Annotated in this window: 11 protein-coding genes; 6 read left to right on the forward strand and 5 right to left on the reverse strand. The window is 45.1% G+C overall.

The features are described from left to right. Positions 1–28: 28 nt before the first annotated feature. The 5 genes from tssC to tssH all read left to right on the forward strand — a co-directional run bounded on the left by tssC (position 29) and on the right by tssH (position 7,713). Positions 29–1,609: a type VI secretion system contractile sheath large subunit gene (gene tssC, locus MJO52_RS01435; RefSeq protein WP_252084229.1), complete on the forward strand. Its 1,581-nt coding sequence runs from the start codon at positions 29–31 to the stop codon at positions 1,607–1,609. A gap of 4 nt (positions 1,610–1,613) precedes the next feature. Continuing rightward, on the forward strand, positions 1,614–2,087 hold the full coding sequence (tssE, locus tag MJO52_RS01440; protein WP_252084230.1) for a type VI secretion system baseplate subunit TssE: 474 nt from the start codon (positions 1,614–1,616) through the stop codon (positions 2,085–2,087). Then, positions 2,087–3,916, forward strand: a complete 1,830-nt coding sequence (tssF, locus tag MJO52_RS01445; RefSeq protein WP_252084231.1) for a type VI secretion system baseplate subunit TssF — start codon at positions 2,087–2,089, stop codon at positions 3,914–3,916. Before tssE ends, tssF begins: the two co-directional genes overlap by 1 nt. After that, the gene (tssG, locus tag MJO52_RS01450; protein ID WP_252084232.1) at positions 3,880–5,010 is read left to right on the forward strand and encodes a type VI secretion system baseplate subunit TssG; all 1,131 of its coding nucleotides are present in this window, start codon (positions 3,880–3,882) and stop codon (positions 5,008–5,010) included. Before tssF ends, tssG begins: the two co-directional genes overlap by 37 nt. An 87-nt stretch (positions 5,011–5,097) precedes the next feature. Continuing rightward, on the forward strand, positions 5,098–7,713 hold the full coding sequence (gene tssH, locus MJO52_RS01455) for a type VI secretion system ATPase TssH (protein WP_252084233.1): 2,616 nt from the start codon (positions 5,098–5,100) through the stop codon (positions 7,711–7,713). Between the two features lie 263 nt (positions 7,714–7,976). Here tssH and MJO52_RS01460 read toward each other — a convergent pair whose 3' ends face one another. The 5 genes from MJO52_RS01460 to MJO52_RS01480 form a co-directional block, all read right to left on the reverse strand. After that, the gene (locus MJO52_RS01460) at positions 7,977–8,858 is read right to left on the reverse strand and encodes a M91 family zinc metallopeptidase (RefSeq protein WP_252084234.1); all 882 of its coding nucleotides are present in this window, start codon (positions 8,856–8,858) and stop codon (positions 7,977–7,979) included. 394 nt (positions 8,859–9,252) lie between these two features. Next, positions 9,253–9,546 carry a PAAR domain-containing protein gene (locus MJO52_RS01465; RefSeq protein WP_152450772.1) on the reverse strand — a complete coding sequence of 98 codons (294 nt, stop codon included), beginning with the start codon at positions 9,544–9,546 and terminating at the stop codon, positions 9,253–9,255. Between the two features lie 3 nt (positions 9,547–9,549). Continuing rightward, on the reverse strand, positions 9,550–10,128 hold the full coding sequence (locus MJO52_RS01470; RefSeq protein WP_252084235.1) for a DUF6931 family protein: 579 nt from the start codon (positions 10,126–10,128) through the stop codon (positions 9,550–9,552). A gap of 16 nt (positions 10,129–10,144) precedes the next feature. Continuing rightward, positions 10,145–12,052, reverse strand: a complete 1,908-nt coding sequence (locus tag MJO52_RS01475; RefSeq protein ID WP_252084236.1) for a type VI secretion system Vgr family protein — start codon at positions 12,050–12,052, stop codon at positions 10,145–10,147. Positions 12,053–12,208: 156 nt separating this feature from the next. Further along, positions 12,209–12,697: an Hcp family type VI secretion system effector gene (locus MJO52_RS01480; protein ID WP_252084237.1), complete on the reverse strand. Its 489-nt coding sequence runs from the start codon at positions 12,695–12,697 to the stop codon at positions 12,209–12,211. Positions 12,698–13,288: 591 nt separating this feature from the next. Here MJO52_RS01480 and MJO52_RS01485 point away from each other — a divergent pair. Further along, entirely contained in the window at positions 13,289–15,907 is a 2,619-nt protein-coding gene (locus MJO52_RS01485; RefSeq protein ID WP_252084238.1) for a bifunctional serine/threonine-protein kinase/formylglycine-generating enzyme family protein, read from the forward strand. The last annotated feature ends 201 nt before the right edge of the window (positions 15,908–16,108 follow it).

The following is a 16,108-nucleotide window of genomic DNA, read 5'->3' on the forward strand; positions in this document are numbered from 1 at the left end:
CGCCTCGGAATAAGGGGCGGGCAATTTTTTGAAAAGCCTTCATCAAAGCTTTAAATTACTTGAAACTGTAAGAAATGCTAATGGGAGTTTTCCGGTGCCCTGCGCAACAAAAAAAGAATTTACAGAAGATTATTTAGATATTTTGCCGGAAAATTTAGCGAGTGGAGATCAGGGTGAATTAAAGCATTTTTTACGCGAACCAGACGAACTATTCTCTTTTGAATACTGGTTGACAGAAATATGTCCTTGTCCAAAAAAGGAGAATTTTTCTGTTCGCCAATATTTGAGTCGCATTATTGTTGAGCTTGATGAGCTTATATGCGATCAAGTTAATCGGATTCTTCATAACTCTCGTTTTCAGCGTCTAGAGGCAAGTTGGCGTGGTCTATCAATGCTGGTATTTGATACACCACATTCAGACAATATTAAGATAAAACTGCTAGATGCCAGCTGGAAAGACTTGAGCAAAGATATGGAGAGGGCTCCAGATTTCGATCAGTCTGGACTTTTTCATTTAGTTTATAACGAAGAATTTGGTACTCCAGGTGGAGAGCCCTTTGGTTTGTTAATGGGAGATTATTATATCTCGCATCGGCCGATGGCAGATCACCCTTACGATGATATTTTTACTCTGCAGGGCATAGCCCATACGGCCGCCGCCGCTTTCGCGCCATTTATCTGTGCTGCGACACCTCAACTTTTTGGCGTTGATCATTTTGATGATTTGGCCAAGCCAATTCGCTTTTCTGAGGTTTTTCGTCAAAAAGAATATATACGCTGGAATAGCTTGAGAGATTTAGAAGATAGTCGCTTTATAGCCATTACTTTACCTCAAGTGCTTATGCGCGAGCCCTATAGCCTAGAATTTTCAGAATATCGTGGATTGAGATTTGAGGAGCAGGTTAGCGGATCTCACAATCGGCGATATCTTTGGGGGAATTCCTGCTTTGCTATGGGGGCAGTACTGTTACGCGAATTCAGTGAAGTTGGTTGGTTTTCCCATATTCGCGGTGTTGCACGGGATCATCTTGGCGGTGGATTGGTGACTCAGTTGCCCACCCTGGCCTATAAGCCGGACAGCCGCCCTGGTATGGTTAAGATGACCACTTCGATTCTGGTTACAGATTTTGTAGAAAGGGACCTATCAGAACTGGGTTTTGCATGCTTGAGCCACTGTTATGACACGCCATATAGTGCTTTTAATAGTGTGCCCTCTCTTCAGAAAGCTAAGCAGTATACATCGAAAGCGGCTACGGCGAATGCGCGTATTAGTTCCATGCTGCAACAAATTCTTTGCGCCTCACGCTTTGCTCACTATATCAAGGTGATGATTAGGGATAAGGTGGGTGCCTATATGAATGCTGCTGATTGTGAGCGCCAGCTTCAGCATTGGTTGGACCAGTATACTACTGGGCGAGATGATTTATCTTGGGAAATGTTGGCACGTTACCCCCTGCGTGAAGCTCGAGTTCGTGTGGCGGATGAGCCTGGCAAAGTAGGTAGTTATCAAAGCGTAATTCATCTTAAAAGCCACTATACAGTCGATCATTTGGTCTCCGAGCTCAAGCTCACTACGGCTCTGGCAACGATAGGTGTTGGGGCATCATAGAATTATGGCAAGAGAAAAAAGACTGTTAGCCCCAGTGCTAGATCGACTACTTGAATCATCTAGTAAAGTAAATGTTCACCAATCCCATCAGATTTTACGCCAGCTACGTGAGGGGGTTAGGCGTGACCTGGAATATTTATTTAATACACGTTATCGCTGTATTTCACCACCATCTGAACTGCGGCACTTGGACGAGTCAAATATAAATTATGGTCTGCCAGATCTGTCTACTGTCAATTTATCCTCATTAGACAGTCGAAAACAATTCTGCCGGGATATTGAGAAGACAATTTTACATTTTGAACCAAGAATTCGCTCTGTAAAAGTTACCACTCAAGATAAGGTAGATGTGGAAGATCCCAGCATACGTTTTCGTGTAGAAGCAGTATTGCATGTTAATCCTGCATCTGAGGTTATCGTATTTGACTCTGCCTTAAACCCGGTAACACAAATGGTAGACGTGTCTGAGATTATGTAATGAGTGAAAAATTAATAGATCTCTATGAGCGAGAGCTCGCATTTATTCAGCAAACATCCGCTGAGTTTGCACGTATGCACCCTGCAGCTGCATCACGACTGCAGTTAGATGCAGATACAGTAGATGATCCGCTTGTGGGGCGTTTGTTGTCTGGTTTTGCATATATGAATGCCAGGGTTCAACAAAAACTTAGTGATGATTTCCCTGAACTTACAGATGCAATGCTGGAAACATTGTATCCACATTATTTACGACCCATTCCATCATGTGCGATCGTTCAATTTGAACCGGATTCAGACCTTGATGCAATAACGCAGGTTGATGCAAAAACGTTATTGGAAAGTGACAGCTTTCAGGGACAAACTTGCAGGTTTACAACTTGTTATCCGGTGGAAATTAATCCGTTTCAACCGGTCAGTGCAAGCTTAATGCCACGCCCGTTTATTGCTCCTGGTTGTAATGAGATTCAGGGAGCAAACGCCGTTCTTAAGCTCTCCCTTAAAGCTTTGAGTCCTGACCTGAGCTTTGCGGAGATGAATCCCGAAAAAATAAGATTCTTCTTGCGTGGTCAAGCGACACATGTGTATAGCCTCTATGATCTGCTTTTAACCAAATGTGTAAAGCTGGTTGTGGCAAATGGAGAGAGTGATCCAAAACCGACTTTTCTATCCCCAGAGGATATTTGCCAGGTCGGGATGAATGTAGAAGAAGGTTTACTACCATATCCAGATACAGCATTCATCGGTTACAGGTTGCTTACCGAATATTTTGCTTTTCCAGAAAAATTTCTCTTCTTGGATATTGAAAATTTACAGGGGGCTTTGAATGATAGTTATGCAGATACATTGAACCTGTATTTTTATCTTTCAGAGACGCATGAGGAACTGGAAAAACAATTGGTTCCAAGTATGTTTGCACTCGGCTGTACGCCTGTTATTAATTTATTTAAGCAGAGTGCAGATCCTATACCGCTCACCCATACCCAGTATGAATATCATGTTATAGCAGATGCTCGTCGTAGCGATGGACTGGAAATATATTCTATTGATGAAGTGGCTGCCACAGATGGTGATGGTGAAACCACTAAATATAGACCTTTCTACGGGATTAAGCATAGCCAACACCACGCGGAACAGTCAGCATTTTGGTTCAGTCGGCGTCGTGAAGTTATAGAAGGGGAGCATCGCAATGAGCAGGCTTCCGAAGTTGATTTGAGTCTCGTCGATTTAGATTTCAATCCGCACAGGATTAATGATCAAACACTCGATATTAAATTAACTTGTTGTAATCGGAATCTGCCTAAGAAGTTACCCAGTGGCAACTCTCAACCTTATCTTGAAGTAGTTGATGGTGATGTCCCAGCGAAACGAATTAGCTGTGTTGTGGCACCAACAGCGACATTGAGGCCTCCGAGAAGAGAGCGAGGCTACTGGAAGCTGATATCACACCTGAACTTGAATCATCTATCCTTATCTGGAAGTCAGGGATGTGATGCCCTCAAAGAAATTTTCAGACTGTATGATTTTAGGGATTCAGCCAGTACCCGTAATTTGATTGAATCTTTATTAAAGCTGAATACGAAACCCATTACTGCTCCTATCCAGATTGATCAAAGCGTCGTTCTTTGTCGGGGAACTGAGGTAGAAATTGAACTTGACTCGATGATGCTCACTGGCACTAGCCCTTTATTATTTGCCAGCATCATTGAACGTTTTCTTGGCTTATATTGTTCTATTAATTCATTTACTAAATTGATTGCTACCATGAGTGGCAGAGATGGAGAACTTAAAAGATGGCCACCTCGCGCCGGCGAAAAAGCTTTACTGTAATAGAGCGGCTGCGTCGAGAGCCCTATCATTTCGAATTCTATCAGGCGGTGCGTATCCTGGAGCGTGCTGTGTCTTTGGCGGATGGCGGATTTTGCGATGAACCTATTGCCAGTGCGGCTCCACCGGCGAAGGAAATGGTTCGCTTCAGCGCCCAGACCGGTTTATCTTTTATTGGCTCAGACGTTTTACGTCTGGAAAAAAAGACCAGTAATAATGTAGAAATACAAGATAAAGAAGTTAGTCAATGGCATATGGAGGTTGGCTTTACTGGTCTTATAGGGAGTCAGGGTGTAATGCCCTACTACCTGACGGAAATAGTTCAAAAAGAGCTCAGAGAAAATAATACCGCTCTGCGGGATTTTCTCGATATGTTTAATCACCGTCATACTTCTCTACTTTATAAAGCATGGCATAAATACCAATTGCCTGTGAACTATGAACGCCAGCGTTTACGCAATGAAAGGGTTCCAGATATTTTTACACAGGCGATTGCCTCTTTGGCGGGCCTGGGTACTAGCGAGATGCGCTATCGATTGCCAATTCCCGATGAAGCTCTTTTGGGCATGGCAGGCCATTTGGGGCAAGGACGTTGCTCTGCAGCTGCGCTGACCAGCATGATTAAGCATTTCTTTGGTTTGGATGTCGCTATAGAGCAATTTCAGGGGCAGTGGGATGAATTACCGAAAGACATTCTCTGTCGCCTGCCTTGTGATGAAGCTCCCAGTGGAGTAAATAACTGTCTAGGGGTAAACACAATTCTGGGTACGCACTGTTTCCAAGCTCAAAATAAATTTCGAATAGTCATCGAACCAATGGCTTATGAACAATTTATGACTATTGCCCCGGGAACTCAGAAACTGGAATCCCTTAAAGCCTTTATCAAACTAAGTGCTGGGATTGAGTTGGACTTCGAGCTATCAGTATCTTTACCTGCGCAACAAGTTTCGCCTGTTCAGTTAAACAAAAAATCTGATCATGAACCTCTTTTAGGGTGGAATACACATATGGCCAGTGAACAGGAATCAGCAGAACTCATACAGATTACCTTAAGTGCTGAAAATATGTCGCCTGATGAAGCCTTGCCAGCAGCATAATTGTTCATTAACAATAATTTTTAAAAGGATCTTTTTACTGTGATAAATATCGATTTGAAGCGGCTTGTTGATACTATGACACCGCATATGCGTGATTCTCTTGAAGGCGCAGCCGGCCTTTGTTTATCTCAAAATCAATACAATGTTGAACTTGAGCACTGGCTGCTTAAATTATTAGATCAATCAGATACAGACCTTTATCACCTACTGGAAAAACATGACTGTAATCCGGCAAATTTTGCTAAACAGCTTGCCTCCTCTATAGCTGGATTCCGCTCGGGAAGTAGCCGACCTCCTGCACTATCTCCGACAATTGTCGAAGCGGCAAAGAATGCCTGGATGCTGGCGTCTATCGACTATGGGCACCGTGCAATCAGTTCTGGACACTTCCTCGCAGCTCTGCTGTTGGAAGAGACTTCACGTCGACAAATTCAAGAATCTTGTCCAGAGCTTAAAAATATAGCGCCTGAGTCTATTCGTGAAACTGCCCGGGCGATGTTTGGGCAAAGTGGTGAGTCGAGTCATATTGGTACTGTCAGCGCAACTGATGATGGCGCTGCTGCCGTAGCGGCCGCCGCTAGTAAAGCGCCAGCTCTCGATAAGTATACCGTCAACCTGACTGAAAGAGCGAAGAAGGGGGAGATTGACCCAGTTCTAGGCAGAGATGAAGAGATTCGGCAGTGTATTGATATCCTCACTCGTCGTCGACAAAACAACCCGATTCTCACTGGTGAGGCAGGTGTTGGTAAAACAGCCGTAGTTGAAGGCTTTGCTTTACGAATTGCCAGTGGAGATGTACCTGAGCCTCTACGTGGTGTAGCAGTTCGGACGCTGGACCTGGGCTTACTTCAGGCCGGTGCTAGCGTAAAGGGCGAGTTTGAGAATCGTCTTAAATCTGTGATTCAAGAGGTCAAATCCTCCCCAACGCCTATTATTTTGTTTATTGATGAAGCTCACACCATGATTGGTGCAGGAGGTAAGGAAGGGCAGGGGGATGCGGCCAACCTGCTTAAACCCGCTTTAGCGCGAGGTGAGCTGAGAACATTGGCAGCCACGACCTGGGCTGAATATAAGAAATACTTTGAGCGGGACCCTGCTCTGACTCGGCGTTTTCAGGTTGTAAAAGTTGAAGAGCCCAGTGAAGCAAATGCCATTGATATGATGCGTGGAATTGCCACTACTCTTGAAGCACACCATAAAGTACGCATACTTGACGAGGCAGTTATTGCTTCGGTTAAGTTATCCCACCGCTATATTCCTGGGCGTCAACTACCTGATAAATCTGTAAGCTTGCTGGACACCGCCTGTGCCCGCGTGGCCCTGAGCCAATCAGCTACTCCTGGCGCTATTGAAGATGCTCAAATTAATATTGAGCGGACTAACACAACGCTTGCTAAGTTGGAACGTGAAAATGCAGCGATGGGTGAGCACGAAGAACAGCTGACAGAACTGAAAGAATTCAAGCTGACTGAAGAGCAGAGATTATCCTCATTAAAACAACAGCTTGTTCAAGAAAATGAGCTGATTGAACAGATACAAAAAATTCGAGATCAAATTGACTCCGAATTTATGAAAGGAAAGAGTGAAAATCTGGAGCCCAATTCAGCGCTTTTAGCTGACTATCAGCAACAATTGAAAAGCCTGTCTGCAGAGCTTGAGGTAATACAAGGTGATACACCTTTGATGCAGCCATCTGTTGATGAGCAGGCTATCGCTGCGGTGGTTGCCAACTGGACAGGTATTCCTGTTGGGAAAATGGTCAGTGATGAAATCGTAGCTGTGAAAACTCTGGCTGGGCGCCTGAACAAGCGTGTGATTGGTCAACCCCATGCAATCGAGGCTGTTGCTCAGGCAATTCGTACTTCACGGGCAGGATTGACTGATCCACGCAAGCCAGTTGGTGTATTTATGTTTTGCGGCACTAGTGGCGTAGGTAAAACTGAGACTGCATTGGCTTTAGCCGATGAGTTGTTTGGTGGTGAGCAAAACATCACTACGATAAACATGGCCGAATTTAAAGAGGAACACAAAGTATCTATGCTGCTAGGGTCTCCTCCCGGATATGTAGGGTATGGGGAAGGAGGAGTTCTAACCGAAGCTGCTAGGCGTAAACCTTACTCCGTAATCCTACTGGATGAGATGGAGAAGGCCCATCCCGGCGTACAGGATATTTTCTACAACCTGTTCGATAAAGGTACCATCAAAGATGGTGAAGGGCGTGATATCGACTTTAAGAATACCGTTATCATTATGACCTCTAATGCTGGTGAGGATGCCATTAGAGCTATATTCAGCCAGGTAGAGGAAAAGCCAGAACCAGATGTACTACTAGATAATATACGCCCCCAATTACTACAGAAGTTCAAACCAGCATTTCTTGGCCGTGCTAATGTGGTTGCCTACTATCCGTTGGATGATGAGAATCTGGTTGAAATTTGTAAAATCAATATGCGTAAGATTGAGAAGCGTGTTCGTGAACACTATGGCGCTTCTTTCTCATATGATGAGGATGTACTTATCAATATTGTGGCGCGTTGCCATGAAGCAGATACTGGAGCCCGCAACATTGAGGTAATTCTAAATAAAACTTTATTACCAGAATTGGCCAGTGAATGTTTGGATAAAATGGCGAAAGGTGAAGAGGTTAAGGCAATTAAAGTGTCTGCGACTGAAGAGGGTGATTTCGCCTATAAAGTAGAATAATCTGGAAATTAGCCCAGTAGTGCTAAACTCCTGGGCTATTCATGATGTATCCAATACCTTAATTAAAAAACGCTACGTGAATTCATTTAATTTATATTAATTTTTATCTGTTTTGGCGTTGTGTTTGGATATAATTCCTGAAAAATATACAAGTGAAGCTTCATAAACTATATGGATTATTCAAATAATTTTCTTGCTGGAGAATTTGGTAAATTTTTCTATGTTTAAAGGGGTGCCTAAGGTTTTTTACTTTGTGCAATAGCTTAATTCACCTGTCCAATGCTGCCATATTTTCTTCGTCTAGCTATACCATGTTCAACACGAATAGTATTTTCTGAAATTGTCAGTGGGTCATTAGGTAGAACATTGTTGTCATCGCTTAGGCCCCCTACATTAGCTAGCTCTTCAAGTAGAATTCTTTCAGTTGTTACCCAAATCCAGCCTTGGGTTCTCGTAGTAATAACATTATTTGGGTTGTTGACGGTTCTATTGAGATCTGGAATTCTAATGCTTGCCCCGCCAGTATTTACGCGAGCCCTAAAGAATCGTGATGGTTGGGTTACTTGAACATTATGTAGCATGTTTTGACGCTCATCTACTAAGCAAGTAATTTCAGTTGCGCCACTTAAATAAACTCCACGATTTATTCGATCAGCGTGGCCGAGCTCATGTGCCAACGTGATAAAAATAGGGCAAGCACCGCCATCAGTCACAGTGCCATTTTGATTGAGGTTTGTGGTAGTCTGAACTGTGTTATTCCAGTGGACACATGCACTGGCTCCTGTGCTCATTACTTTTCCCATGAAACCTTGATCGTGTTTAACCAGTGGGACGTAATACTTAAAGTTACTCCATACCCTATCTTTTAACCACTTATCTGGAACTGCCGCTAATCCCGCACTTTCAGTTATTCTTGTATCATGTGGGCTGGCAATAATCCGAGAAACAAGGGTTGCACTTTGAGGTAGCTGTAAGAGTGCATTGGTCATACCAACACCCCGTGTAATTCGAGTAACCGTACGAGCACCGAAGTGATATTTTTCTGCAGAATATGCTAGGGCATTGGCTTGCCCAAGAAGAACAGTTAAAGCGTTTCTAACTTGATTAATAAATGCAACATTGGTTGAATCAATACAGAGTCCCATAAAATCCTCCTTTTATGGTTGTTGATTGTCATAAAGCTATGGCTCTTATTTACTTCAATAGGAAAGTTTGTTGGCAGCCAGTAGATTTTCACTTTTGGGTATGAATGTATGTATTTGTAGTTGACTAAGCAGTTCTTCTCGAAGTAAAAGATTATAAATACGAAAAACTAATCGAGATATTTTTGGAGCAACTTAGACATAAAAGACCTTATACTTAATTGAGTTGTATTATATTTTTGGCTTTTATGGTCTTTTCTAATTTTTTTAATTTATACTGCTAATTTGCACGTCATGACAAACAGAGTTTGTCTTATAAGTGTTATTAAATAAATTTATTGTCCCTTAAATTATTTTTTTGCTCTTATTTAAGTTAAGCAAAGGCCACTGTGAGTGGTTAACCACCAATTAATACTGTTGGACACCCAATAACAATCTTCCCTCCATGTCCAGTTGTATCCCCCATACGGGCAGCTGGTTTTTTTTGTAGCATTACGGTAGTGCTACCCATAGCAACAGTATCTGGTGGTCCCACACAAGTACAAGTGCTGCCAACAGTTGCGGATGGCATGCCGCCGATGATTACTGTTGGAGCACCTGGGCTGAGAATAGGGCCGCCTACATGAGGTACGGTACCAGTAACCATGGGGCACACATGCATATCGGTGATACGTGAAGCTGGCTTGCCCATAATTTAATCCTTCACTCTTCCATTGCCGCCACGGGCCAGATCCAGACCCTGTTTCATATAGCGATCAAAGCGTTTGGCGGGGTCTACTGGGTCAGATAAGACTGCTGCTAATGTAATACTGCCAGCCACTGCGTGCGCATAGAGGTGTTCTGGCGGTTCAACCACAGGCTCGCCTTCGGCTGCGAGGCTGCCGTGACACCAGCTGGCAGCGGTTGCTGCCCAGCTTGCGGGCGTCTTGTGTTTGGTTTTATCACCCAGTGTTTTACACTTTAATCGCGACTCCTCATTGGGTTTTTTAGCCCAGGTTTCTGCTGCGATCAGTGCACTAACGTTGTCTTCGTCAGTCTCAGGACTTTGTATATCGCGTGCCGCAAGGCAGGCCCACCATACCGCTTCTCGTTTTGGCAGTCCGTGGGCTAGTAGTTTTATTGCATCCGGATAGAGGCCAGCTTCTATCAGTTGGTTAATGCTAACTTCAGGTGCGGTATCTGGCACCAGATGCTCTTCCGCCTCCTCACTAACCTCAAAGTTCTCAAGGAGCTCAGCTGCAGTTAACGCTTGTACTTTGATCAGGTCAGTCATCTGCTGTTTAATCCCATCAATTGATCATGGTAACGCCACCTTTTAAGGTAAGCATACCACCGCCTTTAACTTCAGCCGTCGCGTCTCCTTTGCAGGAGAGCATTGTTCCTTTGATGGTAATACCTGCCGGCGTTAGCTTGATACTGCTGCCGCCAACCTTTAACTCAATTGAAGCCTTGGAGGATATCTTGATAGCACCCATGGCATCGGTTGTTTGGGTGCCTTTACTCACTTTAAGGGTATGGTTGCCTGAACCGATAGTGACAACCTGGTTGCCCTTATTGACATTGAGTTTTTGGTCACCTTTGGCAATGGTGACAACTTCGCTACCATCCGTGACGGTAATACTACGATCCTGTTTGATTTCTAGTGTTTGCTGGTTTTCAATTTTTCCGGTTTGATCGTTATGGATCACAAAGTTATGATCCTTGCCAGCTTCCATATAAATTTCTTCATTGCCACCCTTGTCATCAAACCTAAGCTCATTGAAAGTGCTGCCCTCGTACTCGGTTTTCCAACCACTTTGAGTCGCTGTGTAGTTGGGCCCAGGGTTATCACCGTTATAAACCGCCCCGGTAATCAATGGCCGATCCGGATCGCCATTGATATAGGTAACAACGACTTCTTGGTTAACTCTTGGAACAAAATTCGCGCCCCAGTTCTTACCGGCAAAGGACTGCATTACCCTTACCCAACAGCTGTTCTGTTGAGAGTTCCAGGGGAATTTAACTTTGAGCTGTGTATAGGGATCCTGTGAGCTGTCTGAAGCTGTAGCCTTGACCTCTAAAACTCGTGCTACCTGTGGTGAATGGATTTTTTTCGCACATACATTGGGCTGCGGGCGTGGCATTACCGTAGAAGGTATACAGCTAAAGGTGTTGTGGAAGTGGGTATCAATACCATTTCCATCTGCTGCAGAAGTATGCACTGAGGTAATAAGATATTTGCCCTTTTCAGAAGATAATGAGTGATCGAAATTGAAACGACCGCCTGCAGTAAAGGAGGGGCAATCACTGCGACCGTGGCTTACATCAAAAAGTGCTTCTTGCGCTTCCATTGCCCGTTCGGCAAGTGCTTTGTGATAGCTGTCTGTAAATTTGTGCTTGTGCTCACCATCAACCTGGAAATGGTTTAAGCCATAGAGGCCGCGCATATAATTTGCAACATCATTAAGCTGGCTGGTCGTTTTTACCTGCTGCTTGTTGTCTTTAGTTGCTGTGTACTCGCTATAATCTTTAAGCTCAAACCCACCACCGTGATAGTTGAAGTTTCTTCTCCAGCTACTTACGGTATTTTTGGTTGGATGGCCGCCTCCACCGTCATACTCAATGTCAGCGCTTTCACAATCATAAAAGTCTTGAGAATCATCGCAAAGAACGAGTTCGTGCTGTCCTGTGGAATGCTTGAAATAGTAGGATATGCCTTCTTCAGCCATCAGGCGATTGATAAAATCAAAGTCGCTCTCGTCAAACTGAACACAATATTCACGGGTAATGTACTCAGCATTTAACTTTAACGTGAGTTTTATTACTCGGCTATATTCTCCCAGAACCTCTTCTAGAATCTGCTTGGCAGATTTGTTTTCAAAGACTCGGTTGCTGCCGGCCAAACTGGTAAACCACAGACCCGGTTGCAAAATGGCGCTATAACTGCGTACACCCTCAGCATTAACATCATGTAGAGAGAACTGGGTAACGTAACCATTGATATGGCGAGGTGTTTCAGAGTGGTGAATGGAAACTGTTACCGGTTTGCCAACAATATCCTTTTGTTCAATAGCATGGTCATCAGAAAGCAATTGCACTTCATAGCGGAAAAGCTTAGATATATGCTCTTCGCCTTGCAGGGTCGTAGCAATTAGCGCATCTGTGCCAACCGGGCTATCGACCGTAATCATTCTTTTATCTTGATTGAGTGTAGCCATGGGCAGCCCCAACTATCCCTACGGTGCCTGAAAGAAATGAGAAACTAGCAGATTTGCAGATCTTTAGCTGAAAACTCAATGAGCATTCAGCTAAAGACCTGTAGACAGCCCGCAGAGATTCTGCAGGCCATCTTATCCCAAAAGGGTATAGACCTATTACAGCGGAGTAGCAGTAGTGAGGTCGTATCCAACACGCATGTTTTTGGGGTTCTTGTTGGATTTGTCTGCGTGATTGAGGTCAGCCTCAATCTTGGCAAAGCTCAGGGAGATGGATTCCTGAGGTGCGCCGCCAGCAGAAGCGCCGATGCTGTAAGAGGAGATCAGTACGTTTTCCAGCTTATACACAGCGTACTTTTCTACAGAGTTAGCGCCAGTTTGTACAACGTGGATCTCAACAGGTACGCCTTCGTCACCAGTTACGGAAGCCTTAAACAGGCCACCAGATGCAGCGTCAATACGCTTGGTGAAGGTAACTTCGCTCAGGCTCGGACGAGAAGCTTCACGGTTGGAGGTAGCGCCGGCTTCCATAGTGATACCGCGACCAACACCAAAGTTGAAGCTGTCAACTTCGATCCAGTCTTCGTAGCCCTTGGCAGTAACGTTACCCTTAGTGGCGAGGCTGTTGAAGTTCATGTAAATAGCCATGGGAAATCCCTCTTTGTTGGCTTGAGATATTGGTGGTTAGTTCCTTGCTACCGAATTAGTGCGGTAACTCAGATGGTGTCGCAATGACAACTGAGGTAATTTAAACAGAGTGAAATACAAAAAAAAACCGAAATTTCAGCTTATAAAATCGACTCTGGCACTAATTATCCAGGGGAGTATATTGATTGCTGGAGGTATGCCGTCTGCGCTTATTCGACTCTGACACTAATTAATTTTCTATTGAACAGAAAAGCTTGATGTCAAAAAAAATGAGTATTTGAGGAAAAAATATTAAGAATTGTTAACGGAATCACGTTAACAAAATATTTTAAGTTATGGATTTTCTTTTGTCAGGTGAGCTTGTAAGAAGGTGTAATTATTTGTCTTCAGTATCAGTTTCTCTTCTGAGTCTGTAATTGTCGAGTAGTTTTTTCAAAACGGTATATAGTCAAATATATTTGCTTACCTGTTCATTGTTGCCTAAAAGGCTGTTCGATATACTTTGCCCCTTATTTAGCTTGACAACCTGCCCGTAGCAATATTTTGTTACGGTCTTTGGATGTGTCGAAAAGCTTTCCCATGGAGGCGGAATTGAACGATAAGACACGTGTTGTTCGGCCGAACGGCAATCTGCCCGGACCGGATCAATCTAAAAAGGGACTGACAGATGATGGCGACGTAACCGTCGTTGTTAATCAGGACTCCACTGGGAAAAATGATCACCCTCCGGTGCGGGGTGCGCAGGCAATACTGCCCTCTGCTGCATCTGGGTTTAATCCAGATGCAACAGTTTTTAGCCCTGCACCTCGAAAGAATACCGGCCAAAAGAAAGAGCTGGGCCAACTTTCTGGTGGAATTTCTGCAAACCCTATTGATACTTCTGACTCTTTTGAGCCATTGCCATCTGGCGCTGTAACCAAAACAGTGATCAAGGGGCGATTTGAGCTAGATAAGCTCCTTGGGGTTGGCGGTATGGGAGCTGTTTATAAGGCACTTGATCGCCGTAAGCTGGAAGCGAATGACAGCGAGCCTTATGTAGCAATCAAGCTGTTAAATGATGATTTCCAGAAACATCCTGATGCCTTTATTTCCTTACAGCGCGAAGCGCGTAAGTCACAAACGCTGGCCCACCCCAACATCGTAACGGTTTACGATTTTGACCGCGATGGTGATCGGGTCTTTATGACCATGGAGTTTCTCGAGGGTGCACCGCTTGACAAACTCCTGCGAGAGCATGCGGATGTTGGGCTGGAACCCGAAAAGGCGCGCTCTGTTTTTTCTGATATTTCCCTGGCCCTCATTTACGCCCATTCCCATAAGATCGTCCATTCCGACTTTAAGCCTGGCAATATCTTTGTTACCAGTAAGAAAGGTGCGAAGGTTTTTGACTTCGGTATTGCTCGAGCCGTATCTGAAGGGGGGATCGCCAATAAAACTGGCGAGACTACGGTTTTTGATGCCGGCAGTCTGGGAGCTTTGACGCCCGCCTATGCCAGTTACGAGATGCTGAAAGGGGGGGAGCCCGCTCCATCTGATGATGTCTATGCCCTGGGCTGTGTGGCCTACGAGCTATTTTGTGGCCGGCATCCTTATGACAAGGTTCCCGCCGACAAGGCCTTAGAAAAGAAGCTACGCCCGAAACGTATCAGGGGGTTAAATCGACGGGAGTGGCGTGCTCTTGAGGCCGCTCTGCAGCTAAAACGAGAAGATCGTACTGACACAGTAGAAAAATTTGTCCAGGCGTTTTTTGTCAGCAATACCTGGAAGTGGGTATTAGGTGGGGCTTTCACCATGGTGCTTGTAGGTGCTGGGGTGGGCTATAGCCACTTGGAACAGCAGAATACAGCTGAGCAAGAAAGAGTAAAGATTGAGCTTGAAAAGAAGCTCCAGGAGGAGCTACTACAGCGGCGAATCAGTGATAAAAAAGAAGCGATTAATCGTTTGGTGTCACTGAGTATCCTTACTCCAGCCTGGGAAAAGGACCTTCGCTTGGAGCTTCATGAGTATTCTGAGCTTAACCCCAGCGATGAAGAATTTCTCGATAATAAACGCCGTGAAATTTCGGAGCTGTTTCTCGCCGCGGCTACCGGTCAGTTAAACCTGGGTAATCTGGATCAAGCGGATTCCATGCTGGAAAGCGCTGCCAGCTGGTATGGCGTATCCAGCCAGGCTGTTGCGATCAAATCCCAGCTGGCTACGGATAGAGAGAACCTGCGAGCTCGCTTGGAGGCTGAGCGCCTAGAGGCAGAGCGTGAGGCTGAGCGCATTCGTCTTGCGGAAGAACGCGCTGAACGCCGACGCTTGGCCTCTATTAAAAACAGGCAAATCGACACTGTTCTGGCCAATATGGAATCCACACTTACCTGTGGCTTTGATATGAATGTCGCCGCTGTGGGAGCGCAGTTATCTCAGCTGGCAGGGCTAGATAGTGTTAAAGCCAGACAGATTCGTCCGGTTGTTGGTGAAGAGCTTAATAACTGTGCCACCAAATTGGGTGCTGAAGACCCACTAAGGACAGAGGCTCTAGTCGATGAGTTCAGGGCGCTCCTGCCTGGTTATCAGCCCCTCAAAGAATTCAAGCTGGATTTTTGTGGACACCTAATCCCAGGTAGCGGTGGCAGGGGAGATCGCTACAGCTGTCGCGATCGTCTTGCAGATGGTACCAAGGGGCCAGCAATGGTAGTGGTTCGAGGTGTGAGTGGTCGGCCCTTGGCAGTTGGAAAGTATGAAGTAAGTAACCGAGACCTCGAGCACTATTGTAGTGCAACCAAGCAATGTGCAGCCATCGATATCGCCGCGGGCGATCTGCCAGCCAATAACTTAACTCTTCAAGATGCAGAAGCGTATATCAGCTGGTTATCCGATGAGACGGGGTACCGTTATCGCCTCCCATCAGAGCAAGAGTGGTTTGCGGCTGCCAGTGCTAATGGCGAGGAAGAGGTTGCAGATCGCAACTGCCATTTAAAGTATGGCGGTATTGAGAAAGGGGTCGAGTTGGTACCAGCCCAGGACGGATCGACAAACAGATTTGGCCTAGTGAATGCTGTGGGCAATGTTCAAGAGTGGGCGAAAGGTACTGACGGGGAGTTACTTGCGCTTGGCGGTAATCGACAAGACCCCATGAGCCGTTGTCTCGCTACATCCAAAAGGTTGCATGCAGGACTCGCAGATGAATTAACAGGCTTTCGCATCGTTAGAGATGTGAATTAATAAAAAATACGCCTTTTCTAGCCATGTGAAGGCTGGATTCGGCCAAATAAATATGAGTAATTTGGGGGATTTATGCTTGGGCCTGGAAAAAGTAAGCTGGCGCTATTTGTGGGCGCAGGCTTCCTGCTATCAAATTTGCCTGTTTATGCTCAAGACGAGGGTTCCAGTTTTCGCAGTCGTGTAAAGCAGGCTTTTGACCAG

The organism is Microbulbifer variabilis (genome assembly GCF_023716485.1).
GTDB lineage: Bacteria > Pseudomonadota > Gammaproteobacteria > Pseudomonadales > Cellvibrionaceae > Microbulbifer > Microbulbifer variabilis_B.

Coding starts and splice junctions, on each gene's coding strand:
- MJO52_RS01460 (WP_252084234.1), bottom strand. CDS start 8,858: ATGGGACTCTGTATTGATTCAACCAATGTTGCATTTATTAATCAAGTT.
- MJO52_RS01470 (WP_252084235.1), bottom strand. CDS start 10,128: ATGACTGACCTGATCAAAGTACAAGCGTTAACTGCAGCTGAGCTCCTT.
- tssG (WP_252084232.1), top strand. CDS start 3,880: ATGGCCACCTCGCGCCGGCGAAAAAGCTTTACTGTAATAGAGCGGCTG.
- MJO52_RS01480 (WP_252084237.1), bottom strand. CDS start 12,697: ATGGCTATTTACATGAACTTCAACAGCCTCGCCACTAAGGGTAACGTT.
- tssF (WP_252084231.1), top strand. CDS start 2,087: ATGAGTGAAAAATTAATAGATCTCTATGAGCGAGAGCTCGCATTTATT.
- tssE (WP_252084230.1), top strand. CDS start 1,614: ATGGCAAGAGAAAAAAGACTGTTAGCCCCAGTGCTAGATCGACTACTT.
- MJO52_RS01465 (WP_152450772.1), bottom strand. CDS start 9,546: ATGGGCAAGCCAGCTTCACGTATCACCGATATGCATGTGTGCCCCATG.
- MJO52_RS01475 (WP_252084236.1), bottom strand. CDS start 12,052: ATGGCTACACTCAATCAAGATAAAAGAATGATTACGGTCGATAGCCCG.
- tssH (WP_252084233.1), top strand. CDS start 5,098: ATGCGTGATTCTCTTGAAGGCGCAGCCGGCCTTTGTTTATCTCAAAAT.